The 23053-nt window shown below is 67.1% G+C and carries 21 protein-coding genes and 2 pseudogenes; 10 read left to right on the plus strand and 13 right to left on the minus strand.

Annotated features, from left to right (window positions below; all coding sequences use genetic code 11):
• Positions 1 to 27: 27 nt before the first annotated feature.
• The 4 genes from ACFQWG_RS05790 to ACFQWG_RS05805 form a co-directional block, all read right to left on the minus strand.
• On the minus strand, positions 28 to 894 hold the full coding sequence (locus ACFQWG_RS05790) for a sugar phosphate isomerase/epimerase family protein (RefSeq protein ID WP_380973058.1): 867 nt from the start codon (positions 892 to 894) through the stop codon (positions 28 to 30).
• A gap of 102 nt (positions 895 to 996) precedes the next feature.
• Positions 997 to 2604 (minus strand): MFS transporter, encoded by a 1608-nt coding sequence (locus ACFQWG_RS05795; protein WP_380973061.1) that lies wholly within the window; start codon positions 2602 to 2604, stop codon positions 997 to 999.
• 145 nt (positions 2605 to 2749) lie between these two features.
• Positions 2750 to 3751, minus strand: a complete 1002-nt coding sequence (locus ACFQWG_RS05800) for a sugar phosphate isomerase/epimerase family protein (RefSeq protein WP_291497125.1) — start codon at positions 3749 to 3751, stop codon at positions 2750 to 2752.
• 48 nt (positions 3752 to 3799) lie between these two features.
• Positions 3800 to 4987: a Gfo/Idh/MocA family protein gene (locus ACFQWG_RS05805; protein ID WP_380973064.1), complete on the minus strand. Its 1188-nt coding sequence runs from the start codon at positions 4985 to 4987 to the stop codon at positions 3800 to 3802.
• Between the two features lie 316 nt (positions 4988 to 5303).
• Between ACFQWG_RS05805 and ACFQWG_RS05810 the strand changes: the two genes are divergently transcribed.
• Positions 5304 to 6293 (plus strand): LacI family DNA-binding transcriptional regulator, encoded by a 990-nt coding sequence (locus tag ACFQWG_RS05810; protein WP_380973067.1) that lies wholly within the window; start codon positions 5304 to 5306, stop codon positions 6291 to 6293.
• A 626-nt stretch (positions 6294 to 6919) separates the two neighbouring features.
• Here ACFQWG_RS05810 and ACFQWG_RS05815 read toward each other — a convergent pair.
• Positions 6920 to 7126, minus strand: coding sequence for a hypothetical protein (locus tag ACFQWG_RS05815; RefSeq protein ID WP_380973069.1), 207 nt, complete (start codon positions 7124 to 7126; stop codon positions 6920 to 6922).
• Here ACFQWG_RS05815 and ACFQWG_RS05820 point away from each other — a divergent pair.
• A complete protein-coding gene (locus ACFQWG_RS05820; RefSeq protein ID WP_380973070.1) occupies positions 7072 to 7386 on the plus strand; it encodes a recombinase family protein in 315 nt (104 codons plus the stop codon). The two genes, ACFQWG_RS05815 and ACFQWG_RS05820, sit on opposite strands and share 55 nt — an antisense overlap.
• Positions 7387 to 7444: 58 nt before the next feature.
• Here ACFQWG_RS05820 and ACFQWG_RS05825 read toward each other — a convergent pair.
• Positions 7445 to 7891 (minus strand): annotated as a pseudogene (locus ACFQWG_RS05825) (transposase); the annotation flags it as partial.
• 162 nt (positions 7892 to 8053) lie between these two features.
• Here ACFQWG_RS05825 and ACFQWG_RS05830 point away from each other — a divergent pair.
• From ACFQWG_RS05830 to ACFQWG_RS05840, 3 genes are read left to right on the plus strand one after another with little or no spacing between them, the layout of a single operon-like run.
• Entirely contained in the window at positions 8054 to 9274 is a 1221-nt protein-coding gene (locus ACFQWG_RS05830) for a site-specific integrase (protein ID WP_380973072.1), read from the plus strand.
• Complete coding sequence (locus tag ACFQWG_RS05835) at positions 9271 to 10212, plus strand: tyrosine-type recombinase/integrase (protein WP_380973075.1); 942 nt, start codon at positions 9271 to 9273, stop codon at positions 10210 to 10212. The genes ACFQWG_RS05830 and ACFQWG_RS05835 overlap by 4 nt, the downstream gene beginning before the upstream one ends.
• The gene (locus ACFQWG_RS05840) at positions 10209 to 11201 is read left to right on the plus strand and encodes a tyrosine-type recombinase/integrase (RefSeq protein WP_380973077.1); all 993 of its coding nucleotides are present in this window, start codon (positions 10209 to 10211) and stop codon (positions 11199 to 11201) included. Before ACFQWG_RS05835 ends, ACFQWG_RS05840 begins: the two co-directional genes overlap by 4 nt.
• 81 nt (positions 11202 to 11282) lie before the next feature.
• Here ACFQWG_RS05840 and ACFQWG_RS05845 read toward each other — a convergent pair.
• The 4 genes and pseudogenes from ACFQWG_RS05845 to ACFQWG_RS05860 all read right to left on the minus strand — a co-directional run.
• Positions 11283 to 12113, minus strand: a pseudogene (locus ACFQWG_RS05845) (IS256 family transposase); the annotation flags it as partial.
• 518 nt (positions 12114 to 12631) lie between these two features.
• The gene (locus tag ACFQWG_RS05850; RefSeq protein WP_380973079.1) at positions 12632 to 14545 is read right to left on the minus strand and encodes a heavy metal translocating P-type ATPase; all 1914 of its coding nucleotides are present in this window, start codon (positions 14543 to 14545) and stop codon (positions 12632 to 12634) included.
• A gap of 100 nt (positions 14546 to 14645) precedes the next feature.
• A complete protein-coding gene (locus ACFQWG_RS05855) occupies positions 14646 to 14882 on the minus strand; it encodes a heavy-metal-associated domain-containing protein (protein ID WP_146836307.1) in 237 nt (78 codons plus the stop codon).
• A 254-nt stretch (positions 14883 to 15136) separates the two neighbouring features.
• Positions 15137 to 15805 carry a Crp/Fnr family transcriptional regulator gene (locus ACFQWG_RS05860; RefSeq protein WP_380973084.1) on the minus strand — a complete coding sequence of 223 codons (669 nt, stop codon included), beginning with the start codon at positions 15803 to 15805 and terminating at the stop codon, positions 15137 to 15139.
• Here ACFQWG_RS05860 and ACFQWG_RS05865 point away from each other — a divergent pair.
• A complete protein-coding gene (locus tag ACFQWG_RS05865) occupies positions 15688 to 16638 on the plus strand; it encodes a TetR/AcrR family transcriptional regulator (RefSeq protein WP_380973087.1) in 951 nt (316 codons plus the stop codon). The two genes, ACFQWG_RS05860 and ACFQWG_RS05865, sit on opposite strands and share 118 nt — an antisense overlap.
• Positions 16639 to 16752: 114 nt before the next feature.
• On the opposite strand, the gene ACFQWG_RS05870 is transcribed toward ACFQWG_RS05865, so the two are convergent.
• Entirely contained in the window at positions 16753 to 17424 is a 672-nt protein-coding gene (locus ACFQWG_RS05870) for an arsenate reductase/protein-tyrosine-phosphatase family protein (protein ID WP_380973089.1), read from the minus strand.
• A 101-nt stretch (positions 17425 to 17525) separates the two neighbouring features.
• Between ACFQWG_RS05870 and chrA the strand changes: the two genes are divergently transcribed.
• From chrA to ACFQWG_RS05885, 3 genes are read left to right on the plus strand one after another with little or no spacing between them, the layout of a single operon-like run.
• On the plus strand, positions 17526 to 18695 hold the full coding sequence (gene chrA, locus ACFQWG_RS05875) for a chromate efflux transporter (RefSeq protein WP_380973091.1): 1170 nt from the start codon (positions 17526 to 17528) through the stop codon (positions 18693 to 18695).
• Positions 18696 to 18733: 38 nt separating this feature from the next.
• The gene (locus ACFQWG_RS05880) at positions 18734 to 19375 is read left to right on the plus strand and encodes an aquaporin (RefSeq protein WP_380973093.1); all 642 of its coding nucleotides are present in this window, start codon (positions 18734 to 18736) and stop codon (positions 19373 to 19375) included.
• Positions 19372 to 19869, plus strand: coding sequence for an FAD-dependent oxidoreductase (locus ACFQWG_RS05885; RefSeq protein ID WP_380973095.1), 498 nt, complete (start codon positions 19372 to 19374; stop codon positions 19867 to 19869). Before ACFQWG_RS05880 ends, ACFQWG_RS05885 begins: the two co-directional genes overlap by 4 nt.
• A 113-nt stretch (positions 19870 to 19982) precedes the next feature.
• On the opposite strand, the gene ACFQWG_RS05890 is transcribed toward ACFQWG_RS05885, so the two are convergent.
• Positions 19983 to 21356 (minus strand): IS1380 family transposase, encoded by a 1374-nt coding sequence (locus ACFQWG_RS05890; protein ID WP_380973098.1) that lies wholly within the window; start codon positions 21354 to 21356, stop codon positions 19983 to 19985.
• 135 nt (positions 21357 to 21491) lie between these two features.
• Entirely contained in the window at positions 21492 to 22484 is a 993-nt protein-coding gene (locus ACFQWG_RS05895) for a DNA-processing protein DprA (RefSeq protein WP_380973100.1), read from the minus strand.
• 196 nt (positions 22485 to 22680) lie between these two features.
• Here ACFQWG_RS05895 and ACFQWG_RS05900 point away from each other — a divergent pair, with 196 nt between their 5' ends.
• Positions 22681 to 23052, plus strand: coding sequence for a sulfate permease (locus ACFQWG_RS05900; RefSeq protein WP_380973102.1), 372 nt, complete (start codon positions 22681 to 22683; stop codon positions 23050 to 23052).
• The last annotated feature ends 1 nt before the right edge of the window (position 23053 follow it).

Here is a 23053-nt window from a genome sequence, read left to right on the forward strand (position 1 = left end):
TCCCGGCCGCAGACCGCGTGGGCGCCTTCAGCCCGGGAACTCCGCGGTCAGACGGTCAAGCATCCGCCTGTTGATCTCGTCCGCGTGCTCGTGCCAGCCGAACACGCACACGGAGAGCACGCCGGAGAACCCGATGTCGCGCAGCGCCTGGAACACCTCGTCCCACGGCACCTCGCCCTGTCCGATCTCGTTGTGCTGATGGACACGGGCGTCGACGCCGGGTGGGTTGAGGATGTAGCGGTTCCCGTCATTGGCCTTGTGGTTGTACGCATCGGCGATGTGGACCTCGCGCAGTTTCGGCGCCGCCGACCGGATCATCCGCCCCGCATCGCCCAAGCCGTCGGAGAGGTGGAACGTGTGGGGGCAGCAGTACTCGTAGCCGAGCCACGGCAGGTTGGCCCCGCGCACGATCTGGTAGGCGTCGTCGTGGCGTTCAACGAAGTCGTAGGGGTGGGCCTCCATGTTGAGGCGGATCCCATACCTCTCGAAGACCGGAGCGAGTTCATCGATCGAGCGATACCACTGGTGCTCGCACGCTCGGGGGGTGTTCGGGTCTCCCGAGAACTCCGACGTGATCTCCCGTACGTCCAGTTGGTCGGCGACCTCCAGCAAGCGGCGCCAGTTGCGCACCTGCGCGCAGCGCTCCTGCTCGTCCACGGACGACCAGTTGAACACGGGGTTCAGCGTGCGGATGCGGACGCCGGTCTCCGATTGCGCTCGGTTGAGCTCCGCCACGAACTCGTCGTCGGCCTTGGGGTAGCGGTGCCAGAAATGGAACTCCGTGTTCGGCGAGAGCTCGACGAAACGGAACCCGAGGTCGGCTGCTCTGTGCAGGGTGCCGACCGTCGACATCGATGAGTAGTACATGTTCGGGTCGAGTGCGATATCCACCATGTCTTTGTCCTTCGGATGCTGTCGGTTCGAGCAAGACCGGTCCACCGCTCGGGACGGGCCCGCACACGCGGGGAACCCTGGCCGGCGGAGGACCGAAGGGACTCAGGAGTACTTCTTCTGGAACTCCAGCTCGAGCTTCTCCAATGACAGGTACTTGGTTTCGGGCACGAATCTGGCGTAGAAGAAGATGGCGACGAGGTTGATCACGCCGAAGATCAGATAGGTCGTGCCTCCGCCGAGCGCCCCGATCATCGTGGGGAAGACGAAGGTGATGATCGCGTTCATGATCCACAGGCAAGCGACGGCGAGTCCCTGGCACGCCCCTCTGGCCCGGGCTGGGAACAGCTCCCCCATGTAGACCCACACGATCGTTCCAGACTGCTTGCACAAGAGGAACAACGCGACCAGTGCGAGGACCAGCCACGGGGCGAACGGCGGGATCGCCGACGTGAGCGTGCCGTCGGCCATGTGAGGTTCGATGAACAGGAAGAAGATGATCGACAGGGCGAACAACGACACCGTCACCGCAGTTGTCTGGTAGATTCCCATGGCTCTGCGCGGCAGGCGCGGGATGAGCACGAACGCGCCCACGGTGATGCCGATGAGGGAGGCCAGGCCCGTGATCACGTTGAGCTCGATGGCGGTCGCCGAGGTGAATCCGGCCGCAGTCAGAATCGTGGGCAGATAGTACATGGCCGTGTTGATGCCCGTGAGTTGATCGAACACGCATAGGAAGATCCCGATGACGAGAAGATGACGGACCCATCTCATGTTCCAGCATTCGCTGAGCGTCCATTTGCGTTGCGTGGACTCCGCCTCCCGCAGCACGACCATCTCTCGGATCTCGGCCGCGACGTCATCCCTGTCCTCGTCGCGCACCCGCTTGAGAGCGCCGATGGCCTCGACCCACTGCGAGTTCGCCGCGTACCAGCGGGAGGACTCGGGCATGAGCCTCATACCGATCCACAGAGCCACGGCGGGCAGACTCGCCAGGACCAGCATGTAGCGCCACACATCGCCGTTTCCATCGGAGACGATCAGGCCGACCGCGTGCTGGAGGTCGTCCCAGGGATGCGTGGTGCCCGCGGCGAACTCACCGGTGGCATCGGACTCGACGGTGGCGGCGGGACCGCCGCCGATCTGCGCGATGACCGCGTTCATGAAGTAAGCGAGGAACTGGCCGAAGACGATCATCACCTGATCGACGGAGATCAGCGATCCGCGCACCCTGCTCGGCGCGTTCTCCGCGAGATAGACCGGCACGGTGGCGGAGGCGCCGCCCACGCCGAAGCCGACCACGAGACGGAAGGCGTACAGCGCCCACACGTTCGGCGAGAACGTGCACCCCAGGGCGCCGAAGAAGAAGACGAAGGCGAGGAGCAGGATGTTGTGCCGACGCCCGTACCGGTCCGACAAGCGCCCGCCGAAGAAGGCGCCCAGGGCGGCACCGATGGCCACCAGGCCTCCGACGAGACCCTCCTCGACGGGGTTGAGCGCGAGGCCGCCGGCCGAGTGGGGAAGTCCCATGTAGGGAAGGGCGCCGGCGATCACGCCGGTGTCGTAGCCGAAGAGCAGCGATCCGAACGTCGCCACCAGGGCCAGGGCCGCCAGCGAGCGTTTCTTTCCTGAGGGAGGAGTCTCCTCCACGACGGCGTTGATCTCCTGCGGGGTCAGCTTCGTGATATCCGTCTGTTGTCGTGCGTATGGCATGACGCTCCTTTGCGTTGTGCGTGAGGCCCGTCGAAGTCGTGGGATCGACGAGCGGGAATGCGAATCGGAAACGCGTGTGCGCGGGAGACCGGCGCTTCCCGGACCGGTTGCGCCGCCTCAGGCGGTCCGGGAAGCGCGTGGGGTCTCAACCGACCTTGGCGGCGGCGGCCAGCAGGTTCCCCGCCGAGAGCTCCAGGCCCTCGACGTTGCCGTACTCGGCGTCCTCGTGCTCGATGTTGACGATCAGGTCGGGATTGATCGCCTGGAGCGTGCGGAGGAACTCGGCCCAGTAGTCGGTGTCGTGCCCCAGGCCGAAGGCCACGAAACGCCACGCCGGGTCCTGGGGCCAGGCCGTCACGTAGTAGCCGGCCGCGACGGGGGTCTGGCCGGGCACGTCGGCGGGGACGTGGCCGAAATCGGTATCCAACACTCCCCGGTAGGCGACGCCCGGGAACAGCCTCGTGTCCTTGGCGTGGACGTGCCCGACGTAGGCGCCCAGCCTCTTGGCCGCCTCGATCGGCTCGGCCTGCTGCCAGAACAGGTGGGACGGATCGAGGTTCACCTTGATGTTGGTCGCGCCCGTCTCCTCGATCAGGCGCTCGAAAGACGGCACGTTGAAGACGAGGTTGCGCGGGTGCAACTCGAGGTTGACGTTCACGTCGTTGTCGCGGGCGAGGGCGTCGATCTCCTTGAAGAAGGGCACGACGACCGTCCACTGGTAGTCGAGGATCTCCTGATCGATCCCGTTCCACGGATTGACGATCCAGGTCGGGTACTTCGCCGAGGGATCGGTTCCCGGCGTCCCCGACATCGCCACGACATCGCGGACGCCCAGCGCGCCCGCGGCCTTGATGGCCTTGCGCAGATCCTGGGCATGCAGGATCGACTCGTTGGGCAGCGGGGAGACCGGGTTGCCCGACGTGTTGAGGCCCGTCAGCTTGATCCCGTGCTCGTCGAAGACACCCAGGTACTCCTCGCGGGCCGCCTTCGAGCCGATGACGGCGTCGACAGGGATGTGGGGGGACGGAATGAACCCCCCGGCATTGACCTCGGCGCCGGACAGGCCGATCCTCTTGAGGACATCGAGCGCCTCGCCCAGTGAACGGTCCTGAAGGCAGGCGGTGTAAGCGCCGTATGTGAAAGACATGGTGTGGACTCCTGTGTTCTTGTTCTGTCGAAGAATCGGATCGGTGGATCAGGCGATGGTGATCTCAGCGCCGCCGGCGGCGGCCGAACGCGCGACCGCGTCAGCGATGCGCAGTTCGCGGTAGCCGTCCGCGAAGGTCGCACAGGGCGGCAGCGCGCCCTCCGCGATCCCGGCGACCTGCTGGAGGAAGGCGTGGGCCTGGTAGGTGAACTGCTCGATCTGGGTCAGGCCGACGCCGCCAAAGGCCATCGACGAGCCCCGGGCAAAGTAAGGGAACTCGGGATTCACCAGGACCTGCCGGGGACCGGCGACGCCCGCCGGGGCGGAGTCGTCGTCGAGCAGGATCTCACCGGTGCGGTGCAAGTCCCATCCGGCACGGCCCCTCGTCCCCAGGACTTGGATCTGCAGCGAGTTCGGCAGGTTCCACGCGATCCGTGACGCGGAGAAGGTCCCGACGGCGCCGCTCTCGAAGTGCGCCGTGAACGTGGCGATGTCGTCGTTCTCTACTTTCTCCTTCTCGGCGGCTGCCATGTCGGTGGTCGTCCCGCGGGTGACGTGTCCGGAGGCCTTCGGGCGCTCTGTGATGACGGTCGACAACACGGCGCCGGAGACCGACTTCAGGGGGCCGCCGACCAGTTCGGCGGCGTCGATGAGGTGGGAGCCCACGTCTCCGAGGGCGCCCGAGCCCATCGGCCCCTTGTAACGCCATGCGATCGGCGTGTTCGGGTCCGCCCCGTAGTCGCACCAGTAGCGGGCGTCGATATGGGCGATCCGCCCGAGATGCCCCTCCTGGACCAAGCGGGCGATCTCGGCGAGGGCGGCGTTGCGCCGGAAGGTGAATCCGACAGCGGTGACGACCTTCGCCTCGGCTTCGGCCTCGGCCATGGCTTTGGCGTTCTCCAATGTGTCGGCCAGGGGCTTCTCGCACAGCACGTGCTTGCCCGCCCGGATCATGGCCTCCGCGATCTCGCGGTGCAGGGCGTTGCTCACCACGATCGAGACGATGTCGATGCTGGGATCGTCCGCCACCTCGCGCCAGTCGGTGACCGCCCTGTCGTACCCGTAGCGGGCGGCCGCGTCCTCGGCGAAGGGCTTGTAGGCGTCCGCGATGGCGGACAGGTGGACCTGGGGAAGACCGAGGTCGTAGACGGTCCCGACCTGACGCCAGGCATTGGCATGTGTCGTGCCCGCCATCCCGGCCCCTATGACCGCAACATTGAGAGTTTGTCTGCTCATTTCGAACCTCCATTGGTCGGAATTGGATCAGCCAACGCGCGTCGGCACGTTGGTGACGAGTATGCGACGCGCGTCGGTAACGTGTCAAGCAATCCGCTTGATTCAATTTGTCTGATCAAATGATCACGGTTGTTTCTGCTTCGACTCCCCCGTCGGCCGCTTGGCGGTCCAGCCTCCGCCGCGGGCGCGAGGCGTACCGTCTGGAGCCCGGTCTCCGGAGCCCGGGCTCGTCGGCAGCGGACGCCCTCGTCGCCGCCTGCCAGACACGATCTACTCTTGGCGCAGGTGGTTTCGGCCGCCGGGGACCGAGAGGAGCATGGTGGACCGTCGCCCAACACAGTCCGATGTCGCTCGGATGGCGGGTGTCTCCCGCGGCGTGGTCTCTGTCGCCCTGTCGGGGTCCCCCGGCGTCAGCGAACGCACGCGGCAACGCATCCGCGACGTGGCCGAGCAGATCGGATACGTCCGCAACCTCGGCGCCGCGGCGCTGGCCGGACACTTTCCCACGGCCCTGGGCGTGGTCCTCCCCGACCTGCGCAACCCCTTCTTCGAGGGCTTGGTCGCCCAGGTCCAGACCCACGCCAGCCGGCACGACCTCCTCCCGCTCATGGTCACCACCCTGGACGACCCGGCGCGCGAGTCGATGGTCATGCACCGTCTCCACGAACAGCGCGTCGCCGGGATCATCGCGGTCTCACCGGTGCAGACAGCCGGCGACCTCGTCCAGATCGCACGGTCCCTGCCCTTGACCATCATCGGGACAGAACCCCTCGGCGGGAGCATCGACGTGGCCCACATGGACGAGGACGCCGCCGCGCGCCTGGTCTCCGCGCACGTGCGCGAGCGCGGATGGGCCCGTGTGCTCCACCTGTCGGGCTCGCCCGGACCCGGTGAGATCTGGGTCGAACGCCGGCGGCGGGCCCTCGCGGAAGCCTTTTCGGGGATGCCGTTCTCGCATGTCGGCGTCCCGAACGGCGCCCCTATCTCGCCGATCCTCGCCCGGTTCGACCCCGACGACGCCGAGCGGCCGCTCGCCATCATCACGCACAACGATCTCCTCGCCATGGACGTCGTCCCCGCGGTCCACAGCCTGGGGCTTATCCCCGGGCGCGACGTCGCCGTCGTCAGCTTCGACGACACCCATATGGCGGCGAGGCCCGAATGGAGCCTCACTTCGGTTCGTCAAGACGTTGATGAACTGGCCACGACCGCGGTGGAGGCGCTGCTGACACGTCAGGGATCGCCGGCCGCCGATGGGCGCGAGACGGTCATCGCGCCCACGTTGACAGTGCGCTCCACCTCCTGACCGCCCGGAATCGGCTTCGGGCGGACTCCCCGGCACCTTCCCGATCTCGGGGAACGCGCCTCGCCCCGGGCATCGTCCCGGTCGGCGATCGCGCTCCTCACCGAGGAGCCTCGAGACCCTCATCGCCCCTCGCGGCGATCGCGGGCGCGAGACGCGCGAGTCTGACCGCCGTCGCGGTCACACCACGTGACAGTGGGACGACGACGATCATGAGCGGCGAAAACACCGTGGACACGCCGCTGTGGGGCGTACATCGATGGCCTTGGGTCGGCCCTGCCGCTCGACGAGGCGCTCGCCGGGGATGACAACTCGCATGCCTTCGACCCGGGCGGAGCGCGAGTGGCGAGAGCCGGTGTGCTGCCCCGGGGAGGCGACACCGACGAGGGCGGCGCCGTGGGGGACCGACGACACAGAATGCCGGGGCCGAGAATCCGGATGCCTGCACGTTCTCCCCTGCGGCCTGCGCGAACGCCGAGGCGCGCGGCGTCTGCACGCTCGGACCGTCGAGTATTCTGTGCTGTTGCTCATCTTCATCCGGCTGGCGACGCCTCCGGTCTCGACGGCACCCGGAACTCGGACTCGGCCAGGTCGCCGCGATGGATCTCGGAGCGCATCCTCACGTGCGATCAGAGGACCATCCGCCAGACCCGAACGGTCACGAATGTCGCCAATGACGCAACCACGACGAAGACGCCCTCGGGCACGGCGGCGTTCAAGATCGCGCCGACGCCCAGGGCCCCGCACATGGCCGCCGCTGCCGCCCACGGCACGCCGCGCTTTGAGACCTTCGCGAACGCCGCCGGGGCGTGCCCACCCTCGGCGAGCCCGAACAAACTGGACCCTGTCCACCCTCGCGGCGGAACTCCAGGCCCAAGGACTCACGAGCAAGCCGACACCGAGGCGCCCCGCCAAACCCGTCTCCACGAAGACCCTGCACAAGATCCTCACCAACCCCTACTACCAGGGCACCGTCACGTTCCGCGGCATCACCTACAACGGCACCCACACCCCACTCGTCGATGCGGAAACCTGGCTGAAGGTCCAGACCGAGCTCGACGCGAAAAACGCCCGCGGAGACAAGCCCCGAAAATAGGGTCTGCTGTGGGTTTGGTGGGTGTGTCAGATTAACGGTGGATCTGGCCTGGCGCATTTCAGTTGATTCGGCCTTCGAAGGTGATCGCGAAGGCGTTGAGTGCGGGCTTCCACCTCGTCACCCAGCGTGCCCGACCCCGGCCGGTGGGGTCAAGCGACCTCGTCACGAGATACAGACACTTCACCGCGGCGGCGTCGTTCGGGAAGTGTCCGCGTGCCCTGACCGCGCGGCGGTAGCGGGCGTTGAGGGACTCGATCGCGTTGGTGCTGCAGATGATGCGGCGGATCTCGACGTCGTAGTCCAGGAACGGGATGAACTCGCTCCAGGCGTTCTCCCAGAGCTTGCGGATCGCGGGATACATCGTGCACCACTTCTCCGCGAACTCCTCGAACCGAGCTCTCGCGGCAGCCTCGGTCGGCGCGGTGTAGACCGGGCGCAGGTCGCGGGCGATCTGGTCCCAGTACTTGCGCGACGCGAAGCGGAACGTGTTGCGGATCAGGTGGATATTATGCCGATGTCGGCATAACGTGCATTATGCCGATGTCCGGGTTATGCCGATGGTGCGGGTGGTTCCCTTGGGGCGCGTGGGTTCCGCGCTGGCGAGGTCGGCATAATCCGGTGATCTGATCGACGCTCTTCTCATCCGTTCTTGGAGAGGAGAAGAGTCATGGTCAAGGTGTTGCGTTCGATCGTGTGCGGCCCGTTGGAGCCGTATGCGGCCGGGTTCGTGGGTGAGTTGCTTCGTCGCGGCTATTCGAGTGGTGGTGCCGATCAGCAGGTGTGTTTCGTTGCCCATCTGGATCGCTGGATGCTCGCCGAGGGCGTCGGCCTGGGCGGGTTGAGCACGCCGACGCTGCAGCGGTATCTGGGACAGCGGCGCGCGGCGGGGTATCGGGAGTACTTGTCGATGAAGGCGCTCGCGCCTCTGCTGGAGTATCTGTCGCCGTTGGGTGTGTTGCCGGTAGAGGAGCCTGCCGCGCTCGGTCCGGTCGAGGAGCTGCTGGAGTCCTACCGCAGCTACCTGCTCGTCGAGCGCGGAGTGACCGCAGGGACGGCTCGCGGCTACGTGGACAACGTCCGCCCGTTCGTGACCACCCGGCTGCGCGGCAGCGCGCTGGATCTTGCTGGGATCAGCGCGGCCGACGTCACCGGCTTCATTGGGACGGTCTGCCCGGGTAGGGCGATCGGTTCGGCGAAGCTGATCGTCTGCGCGCTGCGGTCGCTGCTGGGATGGCTGTACCTGACCGGGCAGCTGCCGGTGTCGCTGGCTGGGGCGGTGCCGTCGGTGGCGGGGTGGAAGCTCTCCAGTCTGGCGAAGGGACTGGAGCCGGGTCAGCTCGCGCGGCTGCTGGGCAGCTGCGACCGGCGCACGCCGACGGGTCGAAGGGACTATGCGGTGATGCTGCTGTTGTCCCGGCTGGGACTGCGTGCCGGGGAGGTCGCGCGGCTCGGGCTGGATGACATCGACTGGCGGCGCGGCGAGCTCACCGTTGTCGGGAAGGGCAACCGGAGCGAGAAGCTGCCGCTGCCACCCGACGTGGGGAGGGCGATCGCGGCGTATCTGCGTCACTGCCGCCCGGCCAGCGCGGAAGGGCGCAGCGTGTTCGTCAGGGTCCACGCGCCGCTACGCGGGTTGACCGCCGGCGGGATCACGATGATCGTGTTCGACGCTGCGCAGCGCGCGGGGCTCCCGAAGATGCACGCGCATCGGCTGCGGCATACCGCTGCGACTGCGATGCTCCGCGCCGGCAGCCCACTGCCGGAGGTCGGGCAGGTGCTGCGTCACAGGTCCGTGCTGAGCACCGCGATCTACGCCAAGGTCGACCGCGACGCGCTCCGCGCGCTGGCCAGACCCTGGCCGCGCATCGTCGAGGACGGTGTGTCATGACCGGGCCGTTGAGGGATCAGCTCGCCGACTACCTGACGCTGCGTCGCGCGCTGGGCTACCGGCTGGAGCGACCGGAGAAGCTGCTCAACCAGTTCCTGGAGCACCTCGAACACCATGGCGAGGAGGCGATCACCGTCGCCGGCGCGCTGGACTGGGCGCGGCAGCCGGCAAGTGGAGCGTCGAACTGGTGGGCCTACCGGCTGGGTGTGGTCCGCGGTTTCGCGACCTATCTGCATGCGATCAACCCGGTCCACGAGGTTCCCGCGCGAGGGCTGCTGCCGCAACGGCCGCTGCGCGCCAGTCCGTATCTGTACTCCGATGTCGAGATCGCGGCGCTGATCGCCGCCACCCAGGCGCTGCGCACCCCGCTGCGGCAGGCCACGTTCGCGACGCTGATCGGGCTGCTCGCGACCACCGGGATCCGGATCGGGGAGGCGATCGGGCTGGACCGTGGCGACGTCGACCTTGCAGACGGGCGGCTCACGGTGCGGTCCGGGAAGTTCGCCAAGACCCGGGAACTCGCACTGCATCCCAGCACGATAGACGCGCTGCGCGCCTACCGTCGGCTGCGTGACAGGTCCGCGCCGCGGACGGGAACACCGGCGTTCTTCGTCTCCACCGCCGGGACTCGGCTGATCTACTGCAACGTCCACAACACATTCCACCGGCTCGTCCAGGGCGTCGCCCTGACGCCGCGGTCGCCATCATGCCGGCCACGCATCCATGACCTGCGACATACTTTCACCGTCAACACGATGCTCGACGCCTACGTCGCAGGTGAAGACGGGCAGGCCCGGCTCACGCTGCTGTCGACATGGCTTGGTCATGTCCACCCCCGCCACACCTACTGGTATCTGTCCGCGGCGCCGGAGCTGATGGCCCTGGCCGGGCAACGCCTCGAAGCCCACCTGACCGGCGAATCGAGGGCACGATCATGAGCGCCCTCGCACCCACCCTGCAGGCGTTCTTCACCGACCGGCTGATCCGGCAACGAAACGCCAGCGATCACACCATCGCCGCCTACCGGGACACCATGCGGCTGCTGCTCGGCTACGTCACCGCGCAGACGGGCACCGCACCGTCACGGCTGGACATCGACCAGCTGGACGCACCGATGATCGGCAGCTTCCTGGATCACCTCGAGCACGAGCGCGCAAACAGCGTCCGCACCCGAAACGCCAGACTCTCCGCGATCCACTCCCTGTTCCGCTACGCGGCGCTGACCCATCCCGAGCACGCCGACAGCATCGCCCGGGTCCTCGCAATCCCGCCCAAACGGTTCGACCGGGCCGTGATCGCCTACCTCACCGAGGACGAGGTCGACGCGCTGTTGGCCGCCTGCGACGCGGGCACCTGGACGGGGAGGCGCGACCACGCCCTGCTGCTGCTTGCCACCCAGACCGGGCTGCGGATCTCCGAACTGCTCGCCCTCACACCACACGACGTGCACCTCGGCGCAGGGCCGCACGTCGCCTGCCACGGCAAAGGCCGCAAGGACCGGATCACCCCGCTCACCCAGGCCACCGTCACCGTGCTGCGCGCCTGGATCGCCGAACTCGGCGCGGACCCGGACGCCCCGCTGTTCCCATCGCGGCGCGGCACCCGGCTCAGCCGGGACGCGATCGAGCGCCGCCTCGCGCACTACACCACCCAGGCCAGCAGCGCCTCCCCGTCGCTGCGCGGCAAGACCGTCACCGCGCACGTGCTCCGGCACACCACCGCGATGCGACTCCTGCACGCCGGCGTCGACACCAGCGTGATCGCACTCTGGCTCGGACACGTCAGCGTCGAAACCACACAGATCTACCTGCACGCAGACATGACCCTGAAAGAGAAGGCCCTCGCCCGCACCAGCCCACCCGGCCGGCCGCGAGACAGCCGATACCGACCCCCAGACACCCTCCTGGCCTGGCTCGAAGCCCTCTGATTATGCCGACCTCGCCAGCGCGGAACCCACGCGCCCCAAGGGAACCACCCGCACCATCGGCATAACCCGGACATCGGCATAATGCACGACGCAGGTCTGCACGATCGTGTCGGCCCAGACCGTGTTCACGCTGTCGGGCAGGCCGCGCAGTCCGTCGCACACGACCATGAGGACGTCTTCGACGCCGCGGTTCTTGATCTCGGTGAGCACGCCCAGCCAGAACTTCGCGCCCTCGCCGCCGTCCCCGGCCCACAACCCGAGGATGTCCCGGTTGCCCTCGACCGTGACGGCCAGGGCGATGTAGATGGGCCGGTTGGCGACCTGCCCGTCACGGACCTTCACGTGGATGCAGTCGATGAACACCACCGGGTAGACCCGGTCCAGCGGCCGGTTCTGCCACTCGGTCATCTCCTCGATCACCTTGTCGGTGATCTTCGAGATCGTGTCCTTGCTGACGCTCGCGCCGTAGACGTCGTCGAAGTGCGCCGCGACCTCACCAGTCGTCAGCCCGCGCGCGGTCAGCGACAGGACAATCTCGTCGATCCCGTCCAACCGCCGCTGCCGCTTGCGCACGATCTTCGGCTCGAAGCTGCCCGCACGATCCCGCGGCACGTCAATCTGGACCGGCCCCGCCTTGGTGAGCACCGTCTTGGACCGGGTACCGTTGCGGGCGTTCCCGTCCGCCGACCCGCCACGCTCGTGCTTGTCATAGCCGAGGTGATCGGTGATCTCGCCCTCCAACGCAGACTCCAAAACCAGCCTCGTCAGCTCGGCCAGCAGACCACCCTCCCCATCGACCGGGAGCCCCTGACGCTGCGCGTCGCCCACGAGCTGCGCGACCAGCCCTCTGTCAACCGCCGGCATCACCGGCTCCGTCACTGTCGTCGCCACGCTCGGCTCGACCCCTTCCATCACGGCCACCGGGACCGCCGTCACTTGCTTGCTCATCGTGTTCCTCCTTGATCGGAGTTACACCGTTGAAAGTACAGTCCCGTGAGTAGTCTGCGTTCTCGCCAGGAGCGGGCTGAATTGGAGCGAGCTAAGCTCAGCCGTCGAGTGCATGCGCAGCTCACGGCAGACCCGAATGAGCATCAAGCACTTTGCGCCGAGGTGACCAGTTCGGGCCAGGGCGACGAGTTGATCCGGTCAGAGACACTCTGGATCGAGCCAGCTTCAGGTGCACGGCTGTGGCGAGCCATCCAAGGGGCGCCCGTTCTGACCGTGCAGCACCAGGTAGTTCGGTGACTCGACGCGCCCCTGCGCGCTTAGGTGCGAGTAGGAACTGTGTTCGGCGGCCGGCGTGAACGTTGTCGTGGAGTCCTGATCGCGCTTCATACCGACCTGCGATGCTGTGTGCGGTGCGTAGCGCCGAGAGCGTTCGGTCCGCCGAGGCTCCAGCAGTCACCGCGATGGATACTGCCTTTCCGGGCTTAGCCCGTGAGCTCGGCCCTGATCCGGACCGATGCTTTCTGGGTGGTGGGGGCCCGTCGGCGTAGGAGGCGCATGGCGTTGATGATGACGATGAGGACGGATGCTTCGTGGACGAGCATGCCGATAGCCATTGTGACGCCGCCGAAGAGGACGCCGACGAGCAACAGGGTGACGGTGATCATGGCGATGGTGATGTTCTGGCGCATGTTGTTGACGGTGCGTTTGGCCAGCGATATCGCTTCGGGGAGTTTGAGCAGGTCGTCGCCCATGAGGGCGATGTCGGCGGTCTCGACGGCGACGGCTGATCCGGCGGCGCCCATGGCTACACCGATGTTGGCGGTGGCCAGGGCGGGGGCATCGTTGACGCCGTCTCCGACCATAGCCACGGTGTGTCCGCGGCGTTGCAGCGCGGCGACGGCGTCGAGTTTGTCCTCGGGCAGCAGACCGGCGTGGACCTCGTCGATGCCGGTCGCGGTGGCCACGGCGTGGGCGACCTGGGGGGCGTCGCCGGTGAGCATGACGACGGTGCGCACGCCAGAGTGGTGCAGGCGGTCGACCATCGCTGCGGCATCGGTCCGCAGAGCGTCGGCGACCGCAATGACGCCTGCGACGGTGTCGTCGATGGCGACGATCATCGGTGTCTGCCCGGCGGCGGCGAGTTCTTCGGCGACGCGGGTTGCTTGGAGGGTGTCAGGCAGGTCGTAGTGCTCCAGCAGCGCGGCGTTGCCGATCAGGACCCGGTGCTGGCCGGTGGTGGCGGCGATGCCCTTGCCGGGCACGGGCTCGGTGTGGTCGGCGAGCCCGACCGGGGCGACGCCGGCGTCGGCCGCGGCGTCCAGGATCGGGCGGGCGAGGGGGTGTTCGGAGCCGGCCTCGGCGAGCGCGGCCCATCGCAGGACGCCGGTGCGGTCGAGGGCTGGATTGAGCACGATGACGTCGGTGAGCTGGGGTCGGCCTTCGGTGAGGGTCCCGGTCTTATCGACCGCGACGGTGTCGATCTTGGCTGAGGTCTCCAGGAACTCCCCGCCCTTGATGAGGATGCCGTCCCGGGCGGCGCGGCCGATCCCGGCGACGATCGAGACCGGGATGGAGATCACCAGGGCGCCGGGGCAGCCGATGACCAGCAGGGTCAGCGCCAGCACGACGTCGGAGGTGATCAGGCCGACGGCGAGTGCGCCGACCATGATGGCGGGGGTGTACCAGGCTGAGAAGCGGTCCATGAATTGGGCGGTGCGGGCCTTGGCGTCCTGGGCCTCCTCGACCCGGTGGATGATCCTGGCCAGGGTGGTGTCGGCCCCGACGCCGGTGGCAAGCACCTGCAAGAAGCCGCTACGGGAGACGGTGCCGGCGAAGACGTGATCGGCCTCGGACTTCTCCACCGGGATCGATTCGCCGGTGATCGAGGCCTCGTCGATGCTCCCGGTGCCGGCCACGACCTCGCCGTCGACGGGGACCTTGGCGCCGTTCTTGACCAGCACGATCTCGCCCATCGCGACCTCATTGGCAGGGACTTCGACCTGATGGCCGTCCCGCAGCACGACCGCCGCATCGGGAGCAACGGCCACCAGCTCGGCCAATGCTGAACGTGTCTTGTTCAGCGTGGCCGCTTCTAGTGCGTGGCCGACGGCGAACAGGAAGGTGACGGCCGCAGCCTCCCAGTACTCGCCGATGATGATCGCTCCGATCGCGGCTACGCTGACCAGCAGGTCGATCCCGATCGCGCGAGTGAGCAGGGCGCGGGTGGCCTTGATGACGATGGGGGTGCCTGCAACGGCTGCCGCAGCCACCATCAGCGCATTCACGATGAGCTGCTGGTCGAACAGCCGCTCGGCCAGGATGGAGACGACGATCAGCAGACCCGAGACGCCGGGGATCGCCCAGCGGCGGTGCAGGAGTGCGGTCAGTGTTCTCATGGTGGTTTCCTTCGCGTTCTTGGGTGGCGGTTCACTTCGGATCGATGGGTGTCGGCGCCCAGGGGTATCCGTAGGCGCCGACTTCGGGATCAGGGCTGGGCTAGAAGGTGGCCGGTCGTGCCACGTAGCCGGCCTTGGCCACCGCAGCCACCAAGTCCTCGACGCTCGCCAGCGCCGGATCGTGGTCGACCTCAATGCGAGCCGAGGCGAAGTGCACCTTCACCGCCGACACGCCGTCCAAGCGCCCCACCTGCTTCTCGATCTTGGCCACGCACGAGGGGCAGGAGAAGCCCTCGGCCCGCAGGACGGTGCGTGTGGAAGAAGCGTTCGTCGTCATGATCATCATCCCTTTCGATGACGGTTCCGCCCGGAGTTGGGCTGGTACTCATGACGCTACGAACGGTCCGGCAGGGTCACCATGACGCAGATCAAGTAACCGCAGATTCCTCCCAGGATCGGGTTCATCGTGCTCCGGGTGAACTCGGCGAGTCGTCTGAGACCGCTCGGTTGGCGGAGGGTTCTGCACCCACGCGTGCAGCCGCACTGACCTCAGTTGTGCATGAGAAGGGTCGGGTGTCCGACCGGAGATGGTCAGGCGTCGCGCAGCGAGTGGAGGGCCTTGGGGTCGCGCACGGCGATCCATCGTCGGCCCGAGTCGATGAGGCCCTCTCGTCGCCACCCGCTCAACAGCCGGCTGACCGACTCAGGCGCAGCGCCGGTCATCGAGGCCAAATCCTCACGTGTCAGCGGCACATCGAGCAGGGTGCCGCCGTCCCAGGGGCGGCCCATCTTGTCCGCGATCAGCAGCAGCATGGCCGCTAGGCGCTGCTCCAACGGTGCGCCCGCCAACAGATGGACCGCCTGTTGTGCCTGGCTCAACCTGCGGGAGACACCCCTGAGGGTGGCCCTGGCCACGGCGGGGAACCTCTCCATGATCGCGTCGAAGTCATGAGCCTCTAGGCCCAACAGGCACGAGGCGGAGACCGCCCAGGCGGTGTCTGAGTAGACGTCCTCGCCCAACGCGGGAACAGCACCGAGGAAGTCGCCCGGAGCGCACAGGTCGAGGATCGTCTCGCGGCCATCGAGGGCTGGGCGTACCGCCTTGACGGCCCCCGTGGCCACGACATACATCCTTGTCGCCGATGCTCCGGCGTGATACACGACCGCTCCAGCCTCAAAGGCATGAGCCTGACAGCGCCGATCGACCTGGGCGATATCGTGAACGTCCAGGTCCGCGAACAACGGCACACGTGCCAGCATCCGCAACCGCACGCCCGGTGTGCAGACATGAGGGTCGGCGGTGGGGACCACCAAGGGTGTGCTTCGTCTCTGTGCCACCTCGGCCCCCTTTCGTCTGTCTCAAGGCTAGAGCAGGCCCCGGATCAGCCGGACGCCACGCGGCGCGGGTCCCCGCAAGCACGTGCAGGCAGTCGTCACGGGAAGGTCGACCCTCACCTCGTCCAAGCACTAGTATATCCAAACGTTCTGATAGTCCTCAGGACGTCGGTTCGAAGGCGGGTGTGAGGGTGCGTCAGAGGCGTTCGGAGCCGGGTCGGCGTGACCGGTTGCTGCAGGTGGCGTTGGAGGTGATCATCGCGCGTGGTGTGGCCGGTGCGACCTACCGGCTGATCGCCGAGGCCGCAGATGTGCCGCTGGGGTCGATGACGTATCACTTCACGAGCCGGGACGAGCTGGTGCTGGCGGCGTTCGAGAGGTTCGCCGAGGAGTCCTTTTCCCATCTGGACTCGGCCACCTCTGCCGGGGTGGGCGATCCGGTGGAGCGATTGACGCAGATGGTGGTCTCAGAGTTCAACGATCAGCCGCGGGAACGCATTCTGCTGGCCGAGATGTATGTGCTGGCATTCCGCGATGAGCGGTATGCGGCGCTGATGCGCCGATGGACGGAGCGATCCCAAGCGGCTATCGAGCGTCAGCTCCCCGGCCTCAACGGCCGGGCCCTGAATGCGGTGCGAGAAGGACTGACCCTGCAGCGCTACTTCTTTCCCGGCGAGGTCGACGCCGATCTGGTGCACGCCACGCTCAGCGCCGTTGCATATGGGACAGCGAGCAGCGACTCGGAGAGTCAGGAGTGATCCCCGGCCGTCGTCCATGCGTGAACTCCACGTCGGGCTAGTCAGGGCTAAATGGGGAACTCCCGCATTGCGATCTGTGGCTTGTGTCGGTCGATGGCTCCTGCCACTAGGCGCTCACTTAGCGGATACTTGCGGGCTCAGGTGGGCGACGCGCCTGGCGATCTCATCGAATGCAGCATCGTAGGCGGCGTCCGTGCCGATGCGACCGGGGTTCGGCACCGACCAGTGCAGCGCGTCGGCATGGTGGAGTTCTTCGTGAGCGCGGTCACAGACGGTGACGACGAGGTCGCTTTCGCCGATGACTCCGTCGAGGTCGCGCGGCGTGTGCGGGTCGAACGGGAGACCTCGCCTCTCCGCCGCCGTGATCGCCTTCACGGATGTCGCCGCGGCGGGGTGCGTGCCTGCCGAGGTGGCGGGGATCGGGCTGACCAGCGCCCAGAGCGCCGCAGCCAATGGGGAACGGGCTGAGTTACCGGTGCAGACGAACACGACGCGTTGGGCGGTGAGCGCCGGTGCAGTAAGGAGTCCGTCGAGTGCCGAGGGCCGGAGGCGGATATAGCTGCGGCGTCGGTCACCTTCCGAGCGAGATCGGGCGATCAAGTCCGTCCGGTCAAGGACGCCGAGGTGGTGGGCGAGGAGGTTCGAGGTCAGCCCAAGCTGGGCTTGTAGCTCACCCGGGGAACGATCGCCGAGTGTGAGGAGATCGATGATCTGTAACCGCACCGGGTCGGCGAGGGCGGCGTGTCTCGCCACTCTGCTCTCCAGGGACATTTGCTCAGTGTTCATTGCCTCAAGTTTGACTGAGGTACTGGTTGTCGTCAAGACTGGTCGTGATGAACACGTTACCCGCGCCCCGTTCTGCTGCTGCCCGTCGTTGGGGTGCAGTGATGGAGGTGTTCCTTGTGTTCCTGCGTCTCGGAGTGACGTCGTTCGGTGGGCCGGTGGCGCATCTGGGGTACTTCCGGGAGGCGTTCGTGGAGCGCCGCCGGTGGTTGACGGAACGGGCATATGCGGATCTGGTCGCGCTGTGCCAGTTCCTGCCCGGCCCAGCCTCGAGCCAGGTCGGCATGGCGATCGGCCTGCAGCGGGCGGGGATGCTCGGACTGCTCGCGGCATGGGCGCGGTTCACGTTGCCGTCGGCGATTCTGTTGGTCGGCTTCGCCTATGGTGCAGCGTCCCTTGGCGACGCGATCGGGTCCGGGTGGCTGGTCGGGTTGAAGGCGGCTGCGGTCGCGGTGGTCGCCCACGCGGTCCTTGGGATGGCGAAGACCCTCACCCCGGACGCGCGGCGGGCGACGATCGCGGTCGGCGCGCTGACCCTGGTGCTGCTGATCCCGGGGGTTCTGGCACAGGTCGCTGCGATCATCGCCGCCGCGATCGCCGGATGGGCATGGCTGCGTCCTTCCATCGCGCCGGCGCAGGGGGCAGATGCGTTTTCGGCCAGAGTGCCGCGAACGGTGGCGATCGGGAGTCTGATCGTGTTCGCACTGCTGCTGGCGATCCTGCCGATCCTGGCCACGGTGACCGGGAATGGTGCGGTCGGGCTGGTGGATGTGTTCTATCGGGCTGGGTCTCTCGTGTTCGGCGGCGGGCATGTCGTCCTGCCGCTGCTGGAAGCGGAGACGGTGCAGACCGGCCTCGTCGGACACGATGCATTCCTCGCCGGATACGGTGCCGCGCAGGCCGTACCAGGGCCATTGTTCACCTTCGCGGCGTATCTGGGCGCGGTCACGACCACGGGCCCGACTGGGATCGCCGGGGCCACGATCGCGCTCGTGGCGATCTTCCTCCCCTCGGCGCTGCTGATCAGCGGTGCATTGCCGTTCTGGGAGCGTCTGCGCCATGCCCGCCACGCGCAACGTGCCCTGGCCGGGGTGAATGCGGGCGTGGTCGGCATCCTCGCCGCCGCCCTCTACACGCCCGTCTTTACCCAGGGCATCACGGGAGCCGGGACCCTCTCCTTGGCTGCGGCTGCATTCGTCGCGCTGACGATGTGGAAGACCCCGGCATGGGCCGTAGTCATCGCCGCCGCTCTCATCGGATGGATTGCACTGTGACCTCTGTACCTCTCTGGCGCCGCGCGACCGCCGAGTTATTGGGCACCGGGCTGCTCGTGGCGGTCGTGGTCGGCTCCGGCATCGCCGCCCAGCGCCTCTCACCAGGCGACGTTGGCCTGCAACTACTGGAGAACTCAAGCGCCACGGCGCTCGGGCTCGCGGTGCTCATACTGATCTTCCAGCCGGTCTCCGGTGCACACTTCAACCCCGTCGTTACCCTCGCCGACCGCACGCTCGGCGCCTCCTGCTCGGTCGGGACGATCGTCGCCTACGTCGCGGCGCAAGTGATCGGCGGGATAGGTGGCGGGGTGCTCGCGAACGCCATGTTCGGCGCCGCGACCGCGCTTTCCACCACCGAGCGGGCGACGGCGGGGCATCTGCTCGGGGAGGTCGTCGCCACCGCCGGCCTCATCCTGCTGATCTTCGCCCTGGTCCGCACCGGCCGGGCAGCCCTGGTAGGTCCTGCGGTGGGGGCCTTTGTCGGGGCGGCGTACTGGTTCACGTCCTCGACCTCCTTCGCCAACCCGGCCGTCACGATCGGGCGGATCTTCACCGACACCTTCGCCGGCATCGCCCCTGCCTCCGCCTGGCCGTTCCTGGCTGCACAGCTCGTCGGCGCCGCGCTCGGCGTCGGTCTCGTCCTGCTTCTGTTCCCGCTTCCTCGAAAGGCCCGTTCATGACTCATCTCGCCATCATCGGCGGCTCCGACGCCGGCATCTCCGCCGCCCTGCGCGCCCGCGAACTCGACCCCACCACCGACGTGACCGTGGTCGTGGCGGACGAGTACCCGAACTTCTCCATCTGCGGCATCCCGTACTACTTCACCGGCGAGGTCGCCCCCTGGCGGTCCCTCGCACACCGCACGAGCGCAGATCTCGAAGCCACTGGCATGACGCTGCGGCTGAACACCTACGCGACCGGCATCGACGTGACCGGGCAGCGCTTGGAGGTCCGCACCCCGGCCGGGGCGACGGAGCAGATCGCCTACGACGAGTTGATCGTCGGCACCGGCGCCCTGCCCTCCCGCGTCGGCATCACCGGTCTCGACCGGCTCACTCCGGCAGATGGGGTGCATGTCATCCACTCGATGGGCGACACCTTCGCTCTCCACCGCGACCTTACACCCGGCAGCCTGAGCCCTGATCCACCGTTTTGGGGTGGGTGGGTCGAGTGATCCCGTGGGAGGTCTCGTGGAGGGGTGTGGGTGTGACTGGTTCTCCGACCGCTGGTGTCGGCTTGTCCTGGGGTTCCTCGGGGTTGGGCCCGGTGGGGCTGTGTGGGTGGTGGTCAGGCCGCGATGGGCGGGTCGCTGCCGGTGGCGTGGTCCCACAGGTCCATGAACTCCTGCTGCCAGGGCCAGTGGGTGGGGTAGTGCAGGAATCGGCGCCTGGAGCGGTGGGCGATGCGGGCTGGCACCATGACCAGGCGCTGGCGGATGGTGGGCATGCGGGCGGTGTTCATGCCCGCCTTGTGGGCTGCGGCGCGAGAGATGTTGAAGGCGAGGATGGCCAGCTGCAGCCAGGCGGCGTTGGCGGTGAAGCGGCCTGAGGGCAGGTGGGCCAAGGCGTTGCCCTTCAGTTCGGCCATGACTTGTTCGATGATGGCATGGCCTCGGTGGCGCTCATCGGCTTCCAGCATGGCCAGGGTGGAGTTGGTGATGAAGGGGTGGTACCTGTACGTGTCGAAGAGTTCCCCCTGACCCGTATGAGCCTTCGTGTTCAACCGCTTGACGCGTCGCACGATCAGGCGGCACGTCACCTGGTCCTTCTTGGGGTGGGAGGTGAAGGCGGTGAAAGGGACTTCAGCGACCTCAGCGTCACTGATCCACTCTCCGGTGTCTTCTTCGAAGATGGCGTCCGGGTAGTGGATCCCCACCCAGGCATCTTCCTCGATCATGGTGATGGCTCGGATCACGCTCGACCATTGGGGCACCGTGACGGAGAACCAGCACCCGGCGTCTTGGAAGGCGTGGACGAAGGTGCAGGTGCAAAACGCGCTGTCAGCCCGACCCATGATCTGGGCTGCGGGGCGGACCTTCTTCGCCAGGGTGAGGGCTCTCGTGGCATGCCAGGCAGCATGATCCCCCGACTTCACGTTGCCGCGACGCAGTTGGGCCCCAGCGATGACGGGCGCAGAGTGCTCGGTGCTGATGGTGGCAACCAGGGCATTGAGACGCTTGACATGGTTGTACCCATACGCCACCGCTTGCTTCGCGTACCCGTGCACCTCGCGAATGGTGTCATCGAGGTCGACCATCACCAGCTCATCACTGCCGAAGAGGGTGGGGACCAGGTGTGCGAGGTTGGCTTGGAGATCCCGGTTGATGGCCCCCAACTGGAGAGTGTGACCATGGGTGAAGGACCTGAGGTGCGTCCCCAACGTGGAAGGAGCACGCACCGCCCCCAGCACTTTCGCTGTTCCTCCTGACCGCAAGACATCCATGCCGTCAATGTCATCAGCCCCGGCCAGCATGCCCGACACCAGCGCGCGGACCTTCACGGGCGCGTTGGGGGATGCCACCGTGAGGCGCGCCTTCAGCAGACCTGTGAAGCCTGCCCGCTCGGCCAGGCCCATCACCGCAGGCAGGCCCCCAGCCGACACCAAGTGATCCTCATCGAAGACGGGCGTGAAACGGCGGGTGTGAGTGTGAGACGATTGCACCTCGAAGATGCCCCCTCGACCTGGTCAAATGGATTGTCTACCAACACCCATTGTCCCAGATCAGAAGGGGCATCTTCTCTGTTCCGACACCCCAAAACCACCCCCACAACGGTGGATCAGGGCTGAGACAGCGGCCTACATCTGCCGAACGTCGCGAGCGCTGGAGACTGTGCGTTCAGGCATCAACAGAGATGCAGAACTCCCGCGCTCGACGTCGCGGGTCTCCAACGCGAGGTAGAGGTCAGTGGCATCGGTGATGACGGCGCAGTCCTTGTCGCGCAGCAGGCGGTGCGGCCCTGCGCTTGTCGCGCTGGTCACCGGACCGGGTACCGCGCCAACCATCCGTCCCAACTCTTGGGCGCTTTCCGCCACCTTCATTGATCCTGAGCGAGCTCCGGCCTCGACAACGACAGTCGCTGTGGAGAGCGCGGCCATCAACCGCGCCCGAGCAATGAAGCGATGGCGCGTCGGCACGGCGCCTGGCGGAACCTCGCTGATAAGGAGGCCGAGGTCAGCCACCCGCTCAAGCAGTTCACGGTGACCCATCGGGTACATGCGGTCAACGCCGTTCGCCATGACCGCGATCGTGTCGCCACCGGAGGCCAACGCCGCTTGATGGGCAGCCCCTTCGATGCCGTACGCACCGCCGGCCACGACAAGCCGTTCCGCGTTGGCGAGGTCGGAGGCAAGCTGCCCGGCCACATGCTCGCCGTAGGAAGTCGAAGCCCTTGCTCCGGTGATCGTGACGAGATCACTGAGCGGTCGCGCGAGGAACGATGTCGTGCCGCGAGTCCACAGGACGTATGGCCGTCGGTCGCCAAGATCGTCGAGCGCAGTTGGCCACTCGTTGTCGCCGGGAATCAGCGTGCCGATACCGGCGCGCTCAGCTGCGACAAGGTTCTGCTCAAGTGTCCGAGCATCTGAGCGCTGGAACTGGGCACGCCACACCTGAGCATCGACGACGCTGAGGCCCGGCATCGACTCATCACCCTCGGCGAGCCGAAACAGCTCAAGCGTCCCCAGTTCGCGGAGGAGACGGCCAGTCACGGCGTCGTCTGGTTCGACGATCATCGACAGCGCCATCCGCGCCGTGCGCTCGTCCTGGACTACCTGGCTCAAGATCGTCATCGCCGCCTCCTCTCACTCCTACAGAGAGGTGCGCGCGGCGACGCGGGAGCCGGAGGGTTCCGTGAACGCCGACCCCGGCGTACAGTGGATGGTGAGGCAGGTTCTCCTCATATTGCGGGTCCTCTGGGACGGCCTTCGGGCACTCACACACGTTCTGCCTCCTCGACGGAGTAACACGTGTGACGAGAGGCCCGCCATGTTCCGCCTTATCTGGACGCTCAGCGTTCGCACCCGCGACTACCTACACCGCTACATGCCGAGCAACCGCCTGCTCGCTGCCATCCGCACCCGTCGCGGACTCAAGTGGGGGATACCCGCGATGCTGGTCGCGCTTCCGTACATGCTGATCGCCAGCATCTGCTCTACCTCGGCAGCCGACGGCGGCCCCGGCTGGCTCCACCTCATCGTGCTGTGGGCATGCTGGAATGCGCTCAAGTTCATCATCATGGGGCCCGTGAGCGTCGTTCTGCTCATCCGCGCGCGCCTGCGCGAGGCCGCGATCCGTCGTCACCAGCGCCGCGACTCGCTTGTCGAGGCAGGCCCCCGTGAGCCAGCTCTTCGTGTCTAGG

Source organism: Schaalia naturae, from assembly GCF_042665795.1.
Taxonomy (GTDB): Bacteria; Actinomycetota; Actinomycetes; order Actinomycetales; family Actinomycetaceae; genus Pauljensenia; species Pauljensenia naturae.